This is a genomic window from Chroococcidiopsis sp., from assembly GCF_051657925.1.
Lineage (GTDB): Bacteria > Cyanobacteriota > Cyanobacteriia > Cyanobacteriales > Chroococcidiopsidaceae > Chroococcidiopsis.
In genome coordinates, this window is sequence record NZ_JBOFLP010000150.1 from 1 (window position 1) to 17917 (window position 17917).

Below are 17917 nucleotides of genomic sequence, written 5' to 3' on the forward strand. Positions count from 1 at the left end.
CTTTGAAATTACCAGCAGAAAGTCTGGTAGAAACAGACATTTGTATTATCGGTGCTGGTGCGGCAGGAATCACGCTCGCACGCGAATTGCGCGATCGCCCCGAACAAGTTTGTTTGCTTGAAAGTGGCGGATTCGACTACGAGGAACAGACGCAATCGCTGTATGCCGGGGAGAATACAGGACTGCCCTATTTTCCTTTAAAAGAATCGCGCGGGCGCTATTTCGGCGGTTCGACTAACCTCTGGGGCGGCTGGAGTCGCCCGATGGACGAGATTGATTTTGAGCATCGTGCTTGGATGCCCTATAGCGGTTGGTGTTTTCCTAAGGCGGAGCTAGACCCCTACTACGAACGGGCGCAAACTGCTTGTCATTTGGGTCCATTTGAATACGATTTGGCATACTGGCAAGAGGCATTAGCACAACAGCAACGGCGACAATTGCCATTTTCGACAGACGAGCTGGCTACTTATCTGTGGCAGATTATCCCATCAACACACTTACGCTTTGGCGACGCTTATCGCGCCGAGATCGAGCAGGCAAGTAATATTACCACCTATCTCCACGCTAACGTGCTGGAGATTGAAACCAACGAAGGCGCTCAAGCCGTGACGCGGCTACGGGTAGCTAGCTCCGATGGAAAACAGTTCTCGGTAGCAGCAAAAGTCTTCGTACTAGCAGCAGGTGGAATTGAAAATCCCCGCTTGTTGTTAGCTTCCAACCGGGTGCAAAGTGGTGGAGTCGGCAACCAACACGATTTGGTGGGCAGATTCTTCATGGAGCATCCCTATCTCATTTCTGGAAAACTACAGCCTTCCCGTCAAATCCCCCTATACACGGGCAGAAATTGTCAGATTGACGAGACATTTGTGGCGACGGCTCTAGGACTATCGAAAGAAGTGCAAGAGCGCGAGCAAATGCTCAACTTTGCCGCAAGACTGATACCTTACGAGGAAGAATGGGTACGAGCCGTGACGCGATTGAAGCGGTTAGGTAAACCGCGCCCGGTAGGACATCAAGCTTTTCCCAAGCTTCAGGAACATAAGGAACACAGGCAGAAGTATTTCCCCAGCATTAAGGAAGGTAACAAGCACAGTAATGACACGACGTTAATCCAAGATCTGACGACGGCGATCTCCAATGTCGATCGGATTGCGGCTAAAGCCTATCAGAAGTTGCTGAAAAAAGGCTCCTCGAAACAGCCGCAATTGTGCGAAACTCACTTAATTGGGGAACAAGCACCGAATCCCGATAGCCGAATTACCCTCAGCCGCGATCGCGATAAATTAGGGATGAATCGCGTCCAGCTTGACTGGCGTTTGAGTCCGATTGACAAGTATACGATTAAGCGATCGCAGCAGTTAATTGCTGAAGAATTCGAGCGTTCTGGACTTGGCAAAATGCAAATCGAACTGGGTGACGATGACGCTTCTTGGCGATCGCTGCGCGGTTCCTACCACCACATCGGCACAACTCGCATGAGTAACAACCCCAGGGAAGGTGTGGTTGACGAGCATTGTCAAGTGCATGGAATTCACAACTTATACATCGCTGGTAGTTCGGTTTTTCCCACCAGCGGACTCTCCAATCCTACTCTCACAATTGTGGCTCTAGCCATTCGGCTAGCAGATCGAATTCAAGAGCAGATGAGTCGTGCTGAAGCCACAGCAGGAGCGATCGGGTAACTTGCTCGATCTGCTGTTGTGTCCTGGCGACTTATTCCATAGGATGAGATCCGCGAGTAGGGGCGCACAGGTGTGCGCCCCTACAATTTATGGCGATCTAATGAGAATCGCTATTTAAAGTCGCCTAGCACAAGATTAAACGTCAAATGCAAACTGGGTGCATCTATAAAGAAGTTATGAAACTCAGCGTAATTATTCCCTGTTACAACGAAGCTGGCACTATTTCCGGTCAACTTGAAGCACTGACGACCCAACAGTGGTATCAACCTTGGGAAATTATTATTTCCGATAATGGTTCGACAGATGAAACAGTCGCGATCGCCGAGCAATATCAGGAAAAATTATCGAACTTACGTATCGTTAATTCATCCGGTCGGCAAGGTGCGGCACACGCTAGAAATGTTGGTGCATCTGTGGCTGCGGGTGAGGCATTGGCGTTTTGCGATGCCGATGATGAGGTAGCTGCTGGATGGGTACCGGCTATGGGCGAAGCGCTCTCCCAGCATGATTTTGTGGCTGGCAAACGCGAGTACACAAAACTCAACGAACCTTGGACGCTCACGTATCGCCCTCTGACTCAGGTAGATAAGTTGCTAACTAGCCATCCCCCTTATCTACCCCATGCTTCTAGTAGTAACCTTGGGATCAAGCGCTCGATCCATGAAGCTGTTGGTGGATTTGATGAAACTATGCTCAAAGTCCAAGACACCGACTATTGCTGGAGGGTGCAACTTGCTGGGACGAAACTCCATTTTGTCCCAGAGGCAGTAGTTCACTACCGCTTGCGCGATCGCTTAAGAGCTATCTACCGCCAAGCACGTCTTGCCGGAGAGTACAACGTTTTCCTGTATAAAAAATACGGAGCGCTAGGGATGCCTAAGCTTTCTTGGAAGGCAGGCTTAAAGTCTTGGTGGCGTTTATTCAAGCAATTCCCGCAGATTTTTTCCCAGCAACATCGGACTAAATGGGTGGCACATTTTGCCCGCCGCTGGGGACGATTGCAAGGTTGTATTAAGTATCAAGTTCTAGCACTTTAGTGTAAAGGGTAAGGGCGCACATCTGTGCGCCCTTACATATCAAAATAGCATTTTAATTACACGGCAAGCATCTACAAACAAGAATGAAGATCGCAAATAATACGAAGTTATTTTGGCTTCCGTCAGGGGGGCAATCTGCATCGTTCACTTATCTAACCATGCAGAAAAATGAAAGTATGTTACTTTATCCAAAGTCACAAAAATCCAGAGCAAATTTATCGTCTAATTCGGACTATTAAAAAACAAAGCCCTAACTCTATAGTCTTAGTTAATCATGACTTTAGTGTGTCCAACTTAGATGTAAAAGATGCAGACAATTATTCGGAAGTTGAAATAATTAAAAGAAATAAATCGGCTGCGAGAGGTAATTTCTCAATTTTAGAAATTTATTTAGATGCAATTAATTGGTTGCTCGCTCGTAAATTTGATTTTGATTGGTTAGTTTGTCTTTCCGGTCAAGATTACCCAACTCAACCCATATCTAAAACTGAGGAGTTTCTGGCTCAAACTGAATACGATGGCTTTATCCGCTATTACGATCCGCTGGCAGAAAAATCCGCTTGGAATGAGAAGAGTATTCAGCGATTTTTTAATCAATACGTGCAGGTTCCAGAAGCAATTAATTGGCTGCTAAGAAAGTATTCTGGAAAAATTCAACACTACACGCCGCTGATTGTAAAATGGCGATACTCTATGGTCGGACTGAAAACAAAAACTCCGTTCAATCGCAATTTTAAATGTTATAGAGGATGGCACTGGAATACTCTCTCTCAAGCCTGTGTCAAGTTTTTAATGAACTACTTGAACGAACATCCTGACATATTGAGGTATTACAAAAGAACGATCGGTCCTGAAGAATCTCTAGTTCAAACTGTGTTAGTCAATAGTCAGCAGTTTAATCTTTGTAATGATGACAAGCGTTACCATGATTATCCTCCAGAGCTTGGCGGCTTTGCTAGGTTGCTAACTGTTAAAGACTATCCGATCGTCACTAACGGCAATTTTCATTTTGCCAGAAAATTTGATGCCGAGATAGATAGTGAAATCTTAGACTTGCTTGACACTCAAGTCTTAAATCATTCTCCACTTGCACCCGAACATATTTAAAAGTGTAACAGTTGTGACTGAATATATGGATGGCAGTTTAACTCAAAATATCTGGACTCAAATTGGCAAAATAAGACAACCAGATAAATTACTCAGCTTTCTCGTAACTATCTGGTCGCGCTTTTGGATGAAATTTGCTGGATTAGGCTATTTCGGGCGATTTGCTACTTGGCTTGCTACCTGGTTCATTCCACCCTACTACGAGCGTCGTCGTTTAGCTCAATACAACTCAAAAGGATATATTGCGCCTAGTGCCACCGTGTATCACTCTCAATTGAAACTCGGCGCTAACGTTTTTATCAGCGATCGCGTTTTGATTTTTGAGGATCGCAATAGTGGTTCAGTCGAGTTAGGCGATCGGGTGCGCCTGCATCAGGATATTTGCATTCAGACGGGGAATGGTGGCAGTTTGCAAATCGGAGACAATACATCCGTTCAGCCCCGCTGCCAGTTTTCAGCCTACAAGTCAGCGATTCAAATCGGTAGCAATGTCTTGATTGCCCCCAATTGTGCTTTTTATCCCTACGATCACGCTATTGCGCCAGATCTGCCGATCGCGAAGCAACCTTTACAGACCAAAGGAGGCATCGCGATCGAAGATGATGTCTGGTTGGGTTTTGGAGTCATCGTCCTAGATGGGGTACGCATTGGTAAGGGTGCTGTCATTGGTGCTGGTGCAGTTGTGACACAAGATATACCGGAGGGCGCGATCGCTTTGGGCGTACCTGCCCGTGTCGTGAAACTGCGCAGTAGTTTAGCAGAGTCAAATCTCGTACCAAGCCCTCAGTAAATACAAAATAGGCAACTTCATGACGATCGCGAATAATTCAGCTAATTCAGCATATTACGAGATCGACCCACTCAGCGCGTTTTCCAAGCGCGGAGTAGATTATGCCAAGTATCGACCGACTTACCCACCCAACGTCATCGATACTATTTTGAGAGAACTGGGCGAACCATCGCAGCTAGCAGCAGCAGATGTTGGAGCTGGTACGGGTATAGCCTCGCGGTTGCTAGCAGAGCGCGGTATCCACGTCTGGGCGATCGAGCCGAATACTTCAATGCGCAGCGCCGCCCAAAATCATCCCTTGGTAAAATTCTGCGATGCTAGCGCCGAACACACTCATCTCCCAACCGCATCTGTCGATCTGATTACATCCTTTCAAGCTTTTCACTGGTTTAATCCTCAGCCAACCCTAGCAGAGTTTCACCGCATTCTCAAACCATCTGGACGGCTGGCGATCGTTTGGAATCAACGAGCAGCAGATGACGAATTTTCTGTAGAATTCGATCGCATCGTGAAAGCAGCGATGAGCGAACTGCCAGCGCCCCAGCCGCAAAACTCAGTCGGTCGGCTCTTGATGTCAAGTTCACATTTCGGGCGCGTCCGTCGCCATACTTTTACTTACAAGCACGAGTTAGATTTGGTTGGAACAATCGGTTACGCGCTCAGTAAATCATTTGTCCCTCAAGAGGGAGCAGCGCATCGGCAACTACTTGTGGATTTACAGGAATTGCACGCTCGTTGGGCAGACGAACGCGGCATGGTTAGCTTTGTCTACCATACAACCCTTTATCTCGCTCAGCCGCAGCATGGTTTGAATAAGCTACGTAGGCTTTTTTCTAATTGGCTAATAGCTAAATAGCAGGGAGCAGGGAGTGGGGAGTAGGGAGCAGGGAGCAGGGAGCAGGGAGCAGAGGGAGCAAGACAATTCAAAATTTCCCCACACTTCCCACACTTCCCACACTTCCCACACTTCCCACACTCTTATTTTGCTCAGTTTTGGCGATCGCTCAATCGCAACCACTATCTAGAAATCATATATCTAGAAATCACATGCAGATCAAACTTCCCACGCCAGTCCGCAATTTCCTGGTAGCTACAAATTTTTGGAAAGAATATTATTTTATCCTGCGCGAGTTCAAGCACTTTCGGCAAATTGCAATTCTGGCAGCAGTTTTCACGTTGCTAGCGGCAGTAATGGAGGGCTTTGGAGTTGGGTTTATCTTAGCTGTCTTACATAGCGTACTCAATCCCAACGCCAAACCAATTCAAACTGGGGTGGGCTGGTTTGATGTTTGGATTTTAGCGGTCAATGCTCCTGCCAGCGAGCGACTCTTCCGCTCGTCTGCTTTAGTTCTGCTCACAACTCTACTGCGGTTGGGTTTGACGTACTTAGGACGGCTTTACGTTTTTACGGCTCAGTATACTTTAGGATATCGGTTAAGCTTGCAAGTTTTCGAGCAGTTGCAAGCACTCAGCTTGAGTTTTTTCACCAAGACCCGTGCGGGAAATTTAGTTAACAGCCTGACGAGCGAAGTCAATCAAATTACGCTGGCTTTTGATGTCCTGGCTACTTTTTTCACGCGGGGTTCGACTCTTATCGCATATACGATCTCCATGTTCATGCTGTCCTGGCAGCTGATGATTATTACAGCCATGCTGTTCGGCTTGCTATCGGTAGGGATAACAAGTCTATTAGGGCAGATCCGAGAAGCGAGTTTTGCTACCACAAAGGCTCGACGCTGGTATGTTTCAGTAGCGTTGGAATTTATCAATGGGATTCGCACCGTTCAAGCTTTCGCCGCCCAAGACTTCGAGCGCAAGCGGTTTCAGGATGCAAGTTTGCAACTGTTGCAGGCTAGTACTAAATCCAGAGCTGCCCAAGCGTTAGTAGAACCTGTATCGGAAGGGATAGCTACTTTTATCCTGTTTGGCATTTTGTTCTTAGCGTTTGCTGTCTTAATCCCAAACGGACAACTGCAACCAGCAGGTTTGCTGACATTTCTATTTGTGTTGTTACGTCTAATGCCAATTCGCCGTCAATTAGATGGAGCCAGGGCAAAGTTCAGCAGTTTTCAGGGATCGTTCAGCAATATTAAAGAGCTGTTGCGGACTGATAACAAAACGTATTTACGCAATGGCAAACTTCAGTTTTCCAAGTTACAGCGAGCGATTGAGTTTGTGTCTGTAGATTTTGGGTACGACAAGAAACATTCAGTATTGCATAACATCAAGCTAACGATTAACCGTGGTGAGATGACTGCATTAGTTGGATCTTCTGGTGCTGGCAAAACGACATTAGCAGATTTAATTCCGCGATTTTACGACCCAACCCAAGGACAAATTTTCATTGACGGTATCGATCTGCAAAATTATGACATTAAATCGCTGCGTCGCAAGCTAGCTGTAGTCAGTCAGGATACATTTATCTTCAATGCTTCCGTGCGAGACAATATTGCCTACGCTTTAGAAGAGGTAGATGAAGAAGCGGTTTGGGAAGCGGCTCGACTTGCTAACGCGCTGGAATTTATCCAGAAACTACCTGAAGGTTTTGATACTCAATTGGGAGAACGGGGAGTACGATTATCTGGAGGTCAGCGCCAGCGGTTGGCGATCGCCCGTGCCTTGTTACGCGACCCAGATATTTTGATTTTAGATGAGGCGACAAGTGCTTTAGACTCCGTTTCCGAGCGACTCATTCAAGAGTCATTAGAAAAGCTATCTCAAGGGCGCACGGTGATTGCGATCGCTCACAGGCTTTCAACTATCGTTCGTGCTGATAAGGTCGTCGTGCTAGAACAAGGACGAATTCTCGAACAAGGAACTTATCAAGAGTTGCTGCAACAGCGCGGCAATCTCTGGAAGTATCACCAAATGCAACATGAAGTCAGTCAGCTTGGCTAACACCAGATTTTGGTAATTGGTAATTGGGTGGTGAGTGGTGCGCGGTGAGTGGTGCGTGAATCGCTTCTGACTTGGAAACTTCTGACTTCTCCTCTGCTCCCTCTGCTCCCTCTGCTCTCTTTCCCTCACACCCTACACTCTATTTCAACTCAGGACTGAAACAACCGTGTCAACTAACACAAGGGCAATCAAAATTCTGCTATATGGAAAATCTTTTCCGGTCAATTATCGTTCCAAGGTCTTGATCGATCTGCTTCAGCGATCGCAATATTGTATTGCTCAATTTAATCCCGACTTTTATTGGACGAGTAACAAGTTCTTAACTATATTTTCTTGGATCGACTTTTTTGTTAAGGCTATCTTTGCCGATGTGATATATTTGCTACCCAAAAATACCATTTATATCAAAAATGTTCTTTGGGTTGCTAAGCTCCTGCGCAAAAAATTAATCGTAGAAATGCATATCTCGCTTTACGACAATTATGTAAAAGAATACAAAACGATTGAAGTTGACGATCAAAAAGCTAAAGCCTTTAAGGAGTTTGATATTTTAGCTCTCACGAAATCGGATTATTTGATCCATAGTGCCGATTATGAATTAGTATATTGGGAAAAACTACTCGATATTCATGTCGATCGCAGTAAAGTTTTTATCGCTCCTAACTGCAATACTTCTACCACGCTACTGCATCAAAGAAGTTTCATGCATGATGGCGTACTTAGAATTTGCTGGTGGGGAACATTTATTCCACTGCACGGCATAGACAAAATTTTGCAAGCAATGCAAACTTTAAAGGAAAAAGAAGTTAAGTTTACTTGCAATTTATTTGGTGTAGACCGACCTATTTTTTCCACTTATGCTGAGAAGATTCAGCTAGCAAATCTTGGAGATTGTGTTTTTCTCAGAAAAGATCTCAACTTTGCTGATGGCTCTTTACCTAAATATTTAGTCGAGAACTGCGATCTAGCATTAGGTATCTTCGGAGATGGAGATGCAGCACGCCATGCTCTCCCAAATAAATTGAATGAAGCTCTTGCTATGAGACTGCCGATCTTAACTATGAATGCTCCTGCCTTGACCGAATTTTTTAACCCTGAAGTAGACTTTTGGACATGCGAACCTGCGGCTGAGCCAATTGTCATGTCAATTTTAAATATTATTCATGGTGTAGCTTATCCTGTGGATTGGGAGCAGAGTCGTCCAAAAGTTGTCAATACATTCAACGCTGTACGGTATCAAGAAGTCTTGAAACAAGTATTAGGGGAAGCTACCCCTAATTTATTACCAAAAGAAAATCAAAATTCTGAGAGTGGAGTATTAACAACTGGTCAGGCTGCACTTAATTAAATTAAGCGATCGTTTGTCAATGCTTCTTTGCCTAAAATTAAAGAGTTATGCAGTATCTTGAAGCAAAGTTATAGGATTTCTCACCAGCTATTCCAATCATAAACGCGCTGTCAGGCACCAAAAAATTCAATGGTGAAAAATTTGGATGGGAAGATTAGGCAAACTAGAACTCAGTAGAGAGATACAGCATCATGGATTTCGTCAACGATCTGTCTTTGTCAAAGTGGTTCCATAGGAAAGAAGCTTTAGCCACTAAATTAGTAGAATGGATTCCATTTTCGATTTTAAAAATGCCGCTCTATCGCACTATCTTTGCGCGATTAGGTACATCTGCTCAAATTCATCGAGGCGTTCAACTTCTGTGTCCTCATGGGATCGAAATTGGAAGCAGAACTACGCTTGAGTCTGGAGTTATCTTAAAAAACGTCGGGAAAACGAGCAAAATCTGGATTGGAGATTCAGTTACCCTTGAGTCTGGCGTTCGCTTAAAAAACTCCGCTCACAACAGCAGAATTCGGATCGGAGATGGGACATTAATTGAACGTGGCGTTGATATCAAAGTTCATAGTATGGGTACGATTGAGATTGGCGCAAATACTCACATCGGTCCCTATACCTGTTTGTCAGGTAGAGCTATCAGCATTGGAAACAACTGTTTGATTGCTTCCCATGGCGGAATTTATGCTGGCAATCATAATTTTTCCGATTGTACTCGTCCCATCAGAGGACAAGGAATTATTTACAAAGAAAAGGGAATTGCGATCGAGGATGATTGCTGGCTGGGTAGTGGAGTCAGAGTTGTTGATGGAGTAACTATTGGTAGAGGAAGTGTCATTGGAGCAGGAGCTGTGGTAACTAAAGATATTCCACCTTACTCTGTGGCAGTGGGTGTACCTGCTAAGGTAATTTCTCAACGACATGATGCTGACAACAAATTGTAGAGATAAAGCACTGCTTTAAATCTCAAGATGAGGACGGAGAGTTCGGGTTTAGTTATAGACATTCATTGCAATTTTTTTGGAGAAATTCATGAAATTTATCGAAACAAAACTCAAAGGCGCATTCATTATTGATTTAGACGAGCGAGTTGATAGCAGAGGCTTCTTTGCTCGAACTTTTTGCATGAAGGAATTTATCGACCATGGATTAAAGCCGACTGTCGCTCAGTGTAATTTGTCTTTTAATCATAAAAAAGGCACGCTCAGGGGTATGCACTATCAAACTCCCCCAGCCACAGAAACTAAGTTAGTTCGGTGTACTCAAGGTGCAATTTACGACGTAATTATCGATATGCGTCCTGATTCTCCGACATATTTGTCACATATTGGCGTAGAACTCTCGGCAGAGAATCGCAGAGCTTTGTACGTACCGGATTTGTTTGCTCATGGCTATCAAACCCTCACGCCTAATGCTGAAGTCGTGTATCAAGTGAGCGAGTTTTACACTCCAGGTTACGAAAAAGGACTGCGCTACAACGATCCGGCGCTGGCAATTGAGTGGCGCTTACCTGTGAGCGAGATTTCGCCTAAGGATGCAACTTGGTCTTTACTGTTAGAACCCGTGAGTGTAGGAGTCTAGAGTTGAGCGCGATTAACGGTACTGAAGCTACCGAAATTTTGCGTGGCGATCGCCAAAATGACATCATCAATGGAGCTGGGGGCAACGATACTATTGATGGTGGAGCAGGTAACGATATTCTGATTGGAGGTAAGGGGAAAGACCGTCTGATTGGCGGTGACGGTATCGATACCGTGGATTACAGCCAATCCACCAGGGGGATTGTAGCCGATCTCAATCGAAGTGTTATTTTAGCGCCGATATATGGAACGTCGAGAACGCCGAGAATTATGCCTCTTGGTGATTCCAAGACCGCAGGCGGACACAGTGTCGAACCGACTCCAGGAGCATACCGGATTCAGTTGTGGCAAAATTTCGCGGCGGATGGTTTGAGCATAGATTTTGTGGGTTCGCGATCCAATGGACTTAGCAGTCTCGGCGATAAAGACCATGAGGGACATGGCGGATGGCAAATTGATGAGATTTCTGCTTTACTCGACACAGGTATACTCAAAACCTATCAGCCGCACATCATTCTGTTGACCATTGGCACGAACGACACGGGAACGAGTTCTGTCAATGAAATGTATGGCGATCTGAGCCGCCTGATCGATCGCATTGCTCAACAGTCACCCAACACGCAGATTTTTGTTTCCTCCATTGCACCGATCGATCCAAATGGATCTAAAGGTGTAAAACCAGAAGCAGCAGAAAACGCTGAAGACTTTAACGCTCTGCTTCCCCAACTGGTTAACAATAAAGTTAGCCAAGGTAAAAAAGTCGCTTTTGTAGATGCAGAGGGTAGTTTAACCATTGACGATCTCGGGTCAGATGGCGTTCACCTCAGTTATCAAGGCTACAAAAAAGTTGGGAATAAATGGTATGACGCGCTCGTGGAGCGCGACACCATCAGCAGTGTCGAAAACGTTATTGGTACGGCTTATAAGGATAAATTATTAGGCAATGTTAGTAATAACGTCCTAGAAGGTGGTGCAAGTAGGGATATTCTAACTGGGGGTGGGGGTATAGATACCTTTATCTATCGCTCGCCTCAACATGGTAGCGATACCATCACCGATTTTGGTACAGATGACTTTTTCCAATTCTCTGCTGCTAATTTTGGTGGTGGCTTAGTTGCGGGTACGCCTTTGAGCTTGACGGAAGCAGCAACAGGTGTTTTTGTCAGCAGCGATAATCCCCTCGCTCTGGGTACAAGCGCCAACTTTCTCTACAATACTGCCACGGGCATTCTAAGCTTTGACCAAGATGGGGTTGGGATTGATGCAGCCATAACCATAGCCAGACTCAGGAGCTTACCTAGCTTAAGTTGGGAGCAAATCCAAATTATTGGTTAATTTCGGTAAAACTAGAGCATAACGTGCGGAAATACTCTTCTCCGGGTTGATTCTGTAGATATCTAACTGTTACATCTATCTATAGGTGTAATTTTGCAAATAGAACAGTCAACCAGTAAGTGTGGGGAGTAGAGTTTTGCCAGAAATATTTGGTGCTAATGGTGGCGATACAATTACCAACTTTAGCACTGATGATTTCATTCAAATCTCTGCTAGTGGTTTCGGTGGTGGTTTAGCAGCTGGGGTGGCATTAAGTTCGACTGCTGCTATTACTGGCACGTTTGTTAGTGGCAATAATCCTCAGTCTGTCGGTAATAATGCTAACTTTTTATACGATACCGCTACGGGCATATTTAGTTTTGATGCGGATGGTATTGGTACGAACTCAGCGATCGCCATAGCTAAGTTCAATGGATTACCTAACCTAAGTCCAACTCAAATTATTATAGTAGCGTAGTTGAGGCGATCGCCAAGTAAAACTCTTACAGGAGGGGCATTTTGTCCCTCCTTGGGATTTTTCAACTACGGCGGAGCAGATCCCCCCAACCCCCACATACTAGATGGGTCTACATACTAGATTCTGTTGCCAGGAAAATGTAATTGGTATTAGAAGAGGAGCATTTGTTCCCCCCTTATTAAGGGGAGGACACTTACGTGCGGGGGTTCCCCCCGTTGAGTAAAGTGTCCGTGGGCTAGGGGGATCGCGATCTCGGATTTCAAATGCGTAACTTCTGCCTACCCTCAACGATACCAGAGGATTGAAGTTGTCCTGTCTCGGAACCAAAGTTATACTGTCTCGGAACAATAAACCAAAAACCACTTTCAATCCATATTGTTATGTGCGGCAAGATACCTATTACTGACAACTGCTGCAAGGGCGGGTTTTGAGTAAAGATTTACTGCTGTGGTTGTGAGTCTTTTCGCTAAACCCGCCTCTACAAGTAGGGGTGGATTTTGACCGAAGACTAACTATCTCAGTCGTTCATCGATTGGCTAAACCCGCCCCTACAACAACTGATAACTGATAACTGATAACTGATAACTGAATTAAGGAACATAAATCATGATCATTGTCGATCGCGCTTTACAAGCACGGGCAGAAGCAGGCAACCCCGTTCGCGTGGGGATGATTGGTGCTGGCTTTATGGGACGAGGTATTGCCAACCAAATTATCAATTCCGTTCCAGGTATGGAACTGGTAGCGATTTTTAACCGCGATGTTGATAAAGCCATGCGTGCTTATCGGGAAGCGGGAATAGAAGACGCGAAAGCCGTCCAAACCGTATCTGGCTTAGAAGCAGCGATCGCCGCCGGACAGTATGCAGTCACAGATGACGCAATGCTGTTGTGTCAAGCTACGGGCATTGATGCTTTGATTGAAGTCACGGGCGCGGTAGAATTTGGGGCGCATGTCGTTATGAAGGCGATCGCCCACCGCAAGCATGTAATTATGATGAATGCGGAACTCGACGGTACGATCGGTCCTATCCTCAAAGTCTATGCCGACCGCGCTGGGGTTATCCTCTCTGCTTGCGATGGCGACCAACCAGGCGTACAGATGAATCTCTACCGTTTTGTCAAGAGTATCGGTTTAACTCCACTCGTATGCGGCAACATTAAAGGACTGCAAGACCCTTACCGCAATCCTACCACCCAAGCTGGTTTTGCTCAGCGTTGGGGACAAAACCCTTGTATGGTAACGAGTTTTGCTGACGGAACCAAGATTTCTTTCGAGCAGGCGATCGTGGCTAACGCTACAGGTATGCAAGTTGCCCAGCGCGGGATGTTGGGTTACTATCATGACGGTCATGTAGACGAAATGACCAATAAATACGATCTCGACCAATTAAAAGCATTAGGTGGGATTGTCGATTATGCCGTTGGTGCTAAACCCGGTCCAGGGGTATATGTCTTTGGAACCCACGACGACCCGAAACAGAGACACTATCTCAATCTCTACAAGTTGGGGGAAGGTCCTCTCTACAGTTTTTACACTCCCTACCATCTCTGCCACTTTGAAGTTCCCTTGTCAGTAGCGCGGGCGGTTTTATGTCAAGATCCTGTCATGACTCCTATTGCTGGTGCTGTAGTCGAAGTTGTGACGACTGCCAAAATCGATCTCAAAGCTGGAGAAACTCTCGATGGCATTGGCGAGTACATGACTTACGGACAATGCGAAAATGCCGACGTGGTGCGATCGCAAAATCTTTTACCGATGGGTTTGGCTGTTGGTTGTCGCTTGAAGCGAGATTTGCCAAAAGATAAAGTTCTCACTTACGACGATGTAGAACTACCTACAGGTAGACTGTGCGATCGATTACGGGCAGAACAAGAAGCGCATTTCGGCATTCAGCCAACCGCAAAATCTCCTGTAGCAGTATAAACTGATGCGTGGTGAGTGGTGCGTGATGAATGGGGTGTAGGGTGTAGGGTGTGGGGTGTAGTGAGAGAATTACGAACTGTGAATTGTCTTGCTCCCTCAGCTCAAGAGCAGCTCTCTTCCCCTGCTCCCTGCTCCCTGTTCGCTAATAACTGATATTCAAGGGTGTTATCGGAAAACAATGAAAATACTCGTTACCGATCCTGAAGGATATGTAGGTTCCCTCGTTGTTGCCTGCTTCACACAACAAGGTCATGAGGCGATTAGCGTCAGTCAAGCGAACGGTGGCGCTGCCTTATCTTTGATTGAGTTGGCAGTAACCGACTTGCAAAATTTTGACGCAGTCATACATACGGGAGAAATCTGCGGGAATCCAGCCTTGCATCCGCAAATCGCCTGTAACATCCACTACAGAGATGCTATGCACTTGGCAAACTTAGCCAAAGCTGCTGGAGTCAGTCGCTTTATTTATTTGTCGTCCTGTAGCGTTTATGGTGCAGGCGAGGAAGAATACGTCACGGAAGAATCTCCCGTTCGTCCTCAAACTCCTTCTGCTATTTGTAAAGCTGCGATTGAAAGCGATCTATTGACGATCGCCTCGGCAGAATTCTCGCCGACAATTCTCCGACCGGCAATAGCTTTCGGTGCTTCTCCCCGCATTCGCTTTGATGTCGTTCTCAACAATATGGCAGGATTAGCTTGGACGGCTAACAAGATTAATATTCCTGGCAAGGGTCTATCTTGGTGTCCTGTCGTCCACGTTCTAGATATCTGCCAAATTATCAATTGCATTCTCCAAGCACCGCGTTCTCTCGTTCATCAACAAATTTTTAATGTTGGTGATACAAATCATAACTATCAACTGATAGAAATTGCTGCTATGGTAGCAGAAGTTTTTCAAGTTGAGAATTTTAGCTTTGGACATAATGGTTTTGGCGATCGCGGTCTATTTATGACTTTTGACAAGATTCATCAGTTTTTCCCTGATTTTCAATGTGGTTGGAATCCTCGGCAAGGTGCGGAACAATTATTAAATTTCTTTACTCTTACCGATTCGATCCAAAGTCACTTTACATTGGCGCGATCGCCTCACCGTCAGCCAGAAAACTACCCTTTCCATACTGCGTCAATAGCTTAGAGCAATGAGAGTTTTCGTGCAGGAGCAGCGAGTATTTCTATCTTTCTGCTCCCTTACGGTTATTTGTTGAGTTCACATATGTCAAAATTCAGTGATTTTTCTAAAAATTTTAGATTTTCCGTAATTTCACCCGATTACAAATATAGATAGTTTCACCGATCGGCAAATTTGCGGTTGCTGCCAAATCATAAAATAGTTAATTTGAAGTTAATTTGAGTCGATCGCAACTTCATATGTCATAAACTGTTCGTAAGGAGAGTTATCGCTCGATTGTTGTTGGTAATAATAAAAACAATATAAAAAGCCGATGACGTGTATTCAATAATGCGATCGCCAGCGATTTTAAAGTTATTTCAGATTGCTAAGTCTAACGTCTCATTCGAGCTGAAAAGTTCTGATGAGAAATACATTAGCAATTAGCAAATGACGCATGACCGTCAAAATAGCAAATCTCAAAAACTATTTGTGACCGCTGTTTAACCTAAAACCGTGTAATTTGGCATGAACACTATCATTGCAGCATCAATTTGCATTTTCTTAGCTGGCAGTTGCTACTTTTTGATGAATTGGATGACCTTCTTTCATCGCCAGCCCAATCCTTCAGTGGAAGATAGATTTTTAGCTTTTACAATTTTAATTGTAGCAACTATTTTCTGGGTTTTGCTAATTCCTGTTTACTGCTTTAGGCTTTTCACAAACTTTTTTTTCAACATGCCAAAAGCGACAAAGCAACCGACAATCAATCCAGCAAGATTGACAACTGGCTATTCGGAAGTTTTGAGGACAGATTACAAGGTTAAAAGTCAAATTTAGGGGCTGAATCTTTTAAGAAGGGCTATAATTATAGCGTTTCTTATGCAGGTAAAATACATTCGTAGGGGCGCACAGCTATGCGCCCCTACAGATCGTTGACCGATTTTAACAACCAAATAATATTAGCCTGTTCAATAATGTTTATTGGCTCTATTATATAATTTTGCTCTGTTTTAAACCGAGTTATTAGTGCTAAAAACTCCCTTGCAAATCTAGATTTGAAATCTGTCAAACCACAGGGATTATATAAAAATACATTACTAAATTGCTCTGCATCGATTTCAATATTTTTTTGATTGACTAGTAGAAGCTTAACGTTTGGATTTAGAAGATGACTAAAAGAAAATAAATAAGTAGCATTACAATCGTACAGAGATTGATAATTACTGACAACGACTAGCGGACGAGCAGCCTGATTGATAATTCGAGCAATTTCAGGGTCGTTTTGATTTTTACCTTTATTCCACGCGGCTTCTGAGTAAGCAATTTTAGTAGAAGAAAATATACCACCTATGAAGACAGCGATCGCTATCCATAACCAAATTTTTCTTTGCCATTGAGGAAAATGAGGAGAAACAATTTTAGTAGTAAAAAGATCGGCAACAGCAATTTGAATGCTGAGATAGCAGGGAATTAAAAATCGAGCTTGTAGCGTTCTTTGTCCCTGAGTAATAAAGTCTGGAATTGCCAGACATAAGGCTGTACCTCCAAATAGAGTGAAGAGAAACAACCAAACTTTACGCTCGGAAAACCGATAGGTGAAATAGGCTGCATAGCCGACTAAAATCAGAGTTAATGGCAAGATAAAAAATTCTAAATTAGTGGCATTAAAAAAAATTAGTCCGATCGTATTTCCCCACGAAAAAACTAACTGACAAGCAGATATTTTAGCTGCTGATATCCAGTTCGTTGAATCTCGCAATCTGCCATAGTTATGAATGGCGATCGCTAGCCAAGGGGTGAAGATTGCTAATGCTATACTTGTAGCCAATAAATAAGCTCGAACTGTTTTTGTCCAGCGCCACCTTCGACTCGAATTTTCACTTACAAATATATAAATTCCGTGCGCGATCGCCACAAAAGCAGAAAATAAGAATGTATATAGAGCAGATGCGATCGCGATCGCGTAAATTCCCCAATTCAACCGACTGTAGCAGCGCTTGGCTTGTAATAAAGCAGCACTAGAAAGTAAAATTGTCACAGTCCATAAACTATACTGCCGCGCTTCTTGAGCGTAGAGGACGTGAAACGGAGAAATAGCAACTAAACCGATCGCCATCCATCCCGTTAAGGGCGATAATGGAAATAATTCTCGGCACAGCCAATAGATGCAAGGAAATACAAGTAAGCTAGTAACAGCCGACAAACTGCGGATAGCTGTCACCGAATTACCAAACCATTGCATCCACTGACGCAACATTAAATAATAAAGGGGTGGATGCTGCGGATCTTCTATTGCTAACGATTCGATCGTATCTAGCCAATTGCGATTGTGATTTGGACTTAAATACTGCCGAAAATCGCTAACATCAATAATTTTCCCGTTAAAAGTTTGCTGTACGACTTCTCGAATCACATAACCGCCAACTCTTAAAGAAGTAAAGCCTTCGTCAAACCAGTAAACTTTGCGATCGAGGTTAATTAAGCGAAAAAATATACCTAAAACTAAAATAGCTACGAGAAATCTCTGCAACCAAGAAGAATTTTTACTAGTGAGGGAACGATGCATTAAAAAACCGTTATCTATTAGATTTTCATCTAAAGACGTATGGTTTCATGCTGTCACATCCCTTAGTTTAAAAATCTTTATAT

16 protein-coding genes are annotated in these 17917 nt (G+C 44.3%); 15 read left to right on the forward strand and 1 reads right to left on the reverse strand.

Annotated elements, in window-relative coordinates; translation table 11 throughout:
- The first annotated feature begins 2 nt into the window (after window positions 1-2).
- From ACRC32_RS11855 to ACRC32_RS11925, 15 genes are all read left to right on the forward strand, one after another.
- A complete protein-coding gene (locus tag ACRC32_RS11855; RefSeq protein WP_438554148.1) occupies window positions 3-1682 on the forward strand; it encodes an FAD-dependent oxidoreductase in 1680 nt (559 codons plus the stop codon).
- Window positions 1683-1858: 176 nt separating this feature from the next.
- Window positions 1859-2719, forward strand: coding sequence for a glycosyltransferase family 2 protein (locus ACRC32_RS11860; protein ID WP_438554149.1), 861 nt, complete (start codon window positions 1859-1861; stop codon window positions 2717-2719).
- Between the two features lie 168 nt (window positions 2720-2887).
- Window positions 2888-3826, forward strand: a complete 939-nt coding sequence (locus ACRC32_RS11865) for a beta-1,6-N-acetylglucosaminyltransferase (RefSeq protein ID WP_438554150.1) — start codon at window positions 2888-2890, stop codon at window positions 3824-3826.
- Window positions 3827-3851: 25 nt separating this feature from the next.
- Entirely contained in the window at window positions 3852-4616 is a 765-nt protein-coding gene (locus ACRC32_RS11870; protein ID WP_438554178.1) for an acyltransferase, read from the forward strand.
- Window positions 4617-4635: 19 nt separating this feature from the next.
- Window positions 4636-5472 (forward strand): class I SAM-dependent methyltransferase, encoded by an 837-nt coding sequence (locus ACRC32_RS11875; RefSeq protein ID WP_438554151.1) that lies wholly within the window; start codon window positions 4636-4638, stop codon window positions 5470-5472.
- A gap of 13 nt (window positions 5473-5485) precedes the next feature.
- A complete protein-coding gene (locus ACRC32_RS11880) occupies window positions 5486-5641 on the forward strand; it encodes a hypothetical protein (protein ID WP_438554152.1) in 156 nt (51 codons plus the stop codon).
- Window positions 5642-5663: 22 nt separating this feature from the next.
- A complete protein-coding gene (gene hepA / locus ACRC32_RS11885; protein WP_438554153.1) occupies window positions 5664-7514 on the forward strand; it encodes a heterocyst formation ABC transporter subunit HepA in 1851 nt (616 codons plus the stop codon).
- A gap of 166 nt (window positions 7515-7680) precedes the next feature.
- On the forward strand, window positions 7681-8862 hold the full coding sequence (locus ACRC32_RS11890) for a glycosyltransferase (RefSeq protein ID WP_438554154.1): 1182 nt from the start codon (window positions 7681-7683) through the stop codon (window positions 8860-8862).
- A gap of 191 nt (window positions 8863-9053) precedes the next feature.
- Window positions 9054-9803: an acyltransferase gene (locus tag ACRC32_RS11895; protein WP_438554155.1), complete on the forward strand. Its 750-nt coding sequence runs from the start codon at window positions 9054-9056 to the stop codon at window positions 9801-9803.
- Between the two features lie 88 nt (window positions 9804-9891).
- Window positions 9892-10440, forward strand: coding sequence for a dTDP-4-dehydrorhamnose 3,5-epimerase (gene rfbC, locus ACRC32_RS11900; protein WP_192155919.1), 549 nt, complete (start codon window positions 9892-9894; stop codon window positions 10438-10440).
- A 2-nt stretch (window positions 10441-10442) separates the two neighbouring features.
- Window positions 10443-11774, forward strand: a complete 1332-nt coding sequence (locus ACRC32_RS11905) for a GDSL-type esterase/lipase family protein (protein WP_438554156.1) — start codon at window positions 10443-10445, stop codon at window positions 11772-11774.
- Window positions 11775-11910: 136 nt separating this feature from the next.
- Window positions 11911-12231: a hypothetical protein gene (locus ACRC32_RS11910; RefSeq protein WP_438554157.1), complete on the forward strand. Its 321-nt coding sequence runs from the start codon at window positions 11911-11913 to the stop codon at window positions 12229-12231.
- 606 nt (window positions 12232-12837) lie between these two features.
- On the forward strand, window positions 12838-14157 hold the full coding sequence (locus tag ACRC32_RS11915) for an NAD(P)H-dependent oxidoreductase (RefSeq protein WP_438554158.1): 1320 nt from the start codon (window positions 12838-12840) through the stop codon (window positions 14155-14157).
- 178 nt (window positions 14158-14335) lie between these two features.
- Window positions 14336-15292: an NAD-dependent epimerase/dehydratase family protein gene (locus tag ACRC32_RS11920; protein ID WP_438554159.1), complete on the forward strand. Its 957-nt coding sequence runs from the start codon at window positions 14336-14338 to the stop codon at window positions 15290-15292.
- 501 nt (window positions 15293-15793) lie between these two features.
- Window positions 15794-16105, forward strand: coding sequence for a hypothetical protein (locus tag ACRC32_RS11925; protein ID WP_438554160.1), 312 nt, complete (start codon window positions 15794-15796; stop codon window positions 16103-16105).
- A gap of 85 nt (window positions 16106-16190) precedes the next feature.
- Here the strand turns inward: ACRC32_RS11925 and ACRC32_RS11930 are convergent, their stop codons facing one another.
- Entirely contained in the window at window positions 16191-17834 is a 1644-nt protein-coding gene (locus tag ACRC32_RS11930; protein ID WP_438554161.1) for a glycosyltransferase family 39 protein, read from the reverse strand.
- Window positions 17835-17917 lie beyond the last annotated feature (83 nt).

Bases quoted from the DNA above. Each gene is read 5' to 3' on its own strand.
- ACRC32_RS11895 (WP_438554155.1), top strand. From the start codon at position 9,054: ATGGATTTCGTCAACGATCTGTCTTTGTCAAAGTGGTTCCATAGGAAA.
- ACRC32_RS11925 (WP_438554160.1), top strand. From the start codon at position 15,794: ATGAACACTATCATTGCAGCATCAATTTGCATTTTCTTAGCTGGCAGT.
- ACRC32_RS11930 (WP_438554161.1), bottom strand. From the start codon at position 17,834: ATGCATCGTTCCCTCACTAGTAAAAATTCTTCTTGGTTGCAGAGATTT.
- ACRC32_RS11915 (WP_438554158.1), top strand. From the start codon at position 12,838: ATGATCATTGTCGATCGCGCTTTACAAGCACGGGCAGAAGCAGGCAAC.
- ACRC32_RS11920 (WP_438554159.1), top strand. From the start codon at position 14,336: ATGAAAATACTCGTTACCGATCCTGAAGGATATGTAGGTTCCCTCGTT.
- ACRC32_RS11860 (WP_438554149.1), top strand. From the start codon at position 1,859: ATGAAACTCAGCGTAATTATTCCCTGTTACAACGAAGCTGGCACTATT.
- hepA (WP_438554153.1), top strand. From the start codon at position 5,664: ATGCAGATCAAACTTCCCACGCCAGTCCGCAATTTCCTGGTAGCTACA.
- ACRC32_RS11870 (WP_438554178.1), top strand. From the start codon at position 3,852: ATGGATGGCAGTTTAACTCAAAATATCTGGACTCAAATTGGCAAAATA.
- rfbC (WP_192155919.1), top strand. From the start codon at position 9,892: ATGAAATTTATCGAAACAAAACTCAAAGGCGCATTCATTATTGATTTA.
- ACRC32_RS11865 (WP_438554150.1), top strand. From the start codon at position 2,888: ATGAAAGTATGTTACTTTATCCAAAGTCACAAAAATCCAGAGCAAATT.
- ACRC32_RS11875 (WP_438554151.1), top strand. From the start codon at position 4,636: ATGACGATCGCGAATAATTCAGCTAATTCAGCATATTACGAGATCGAC.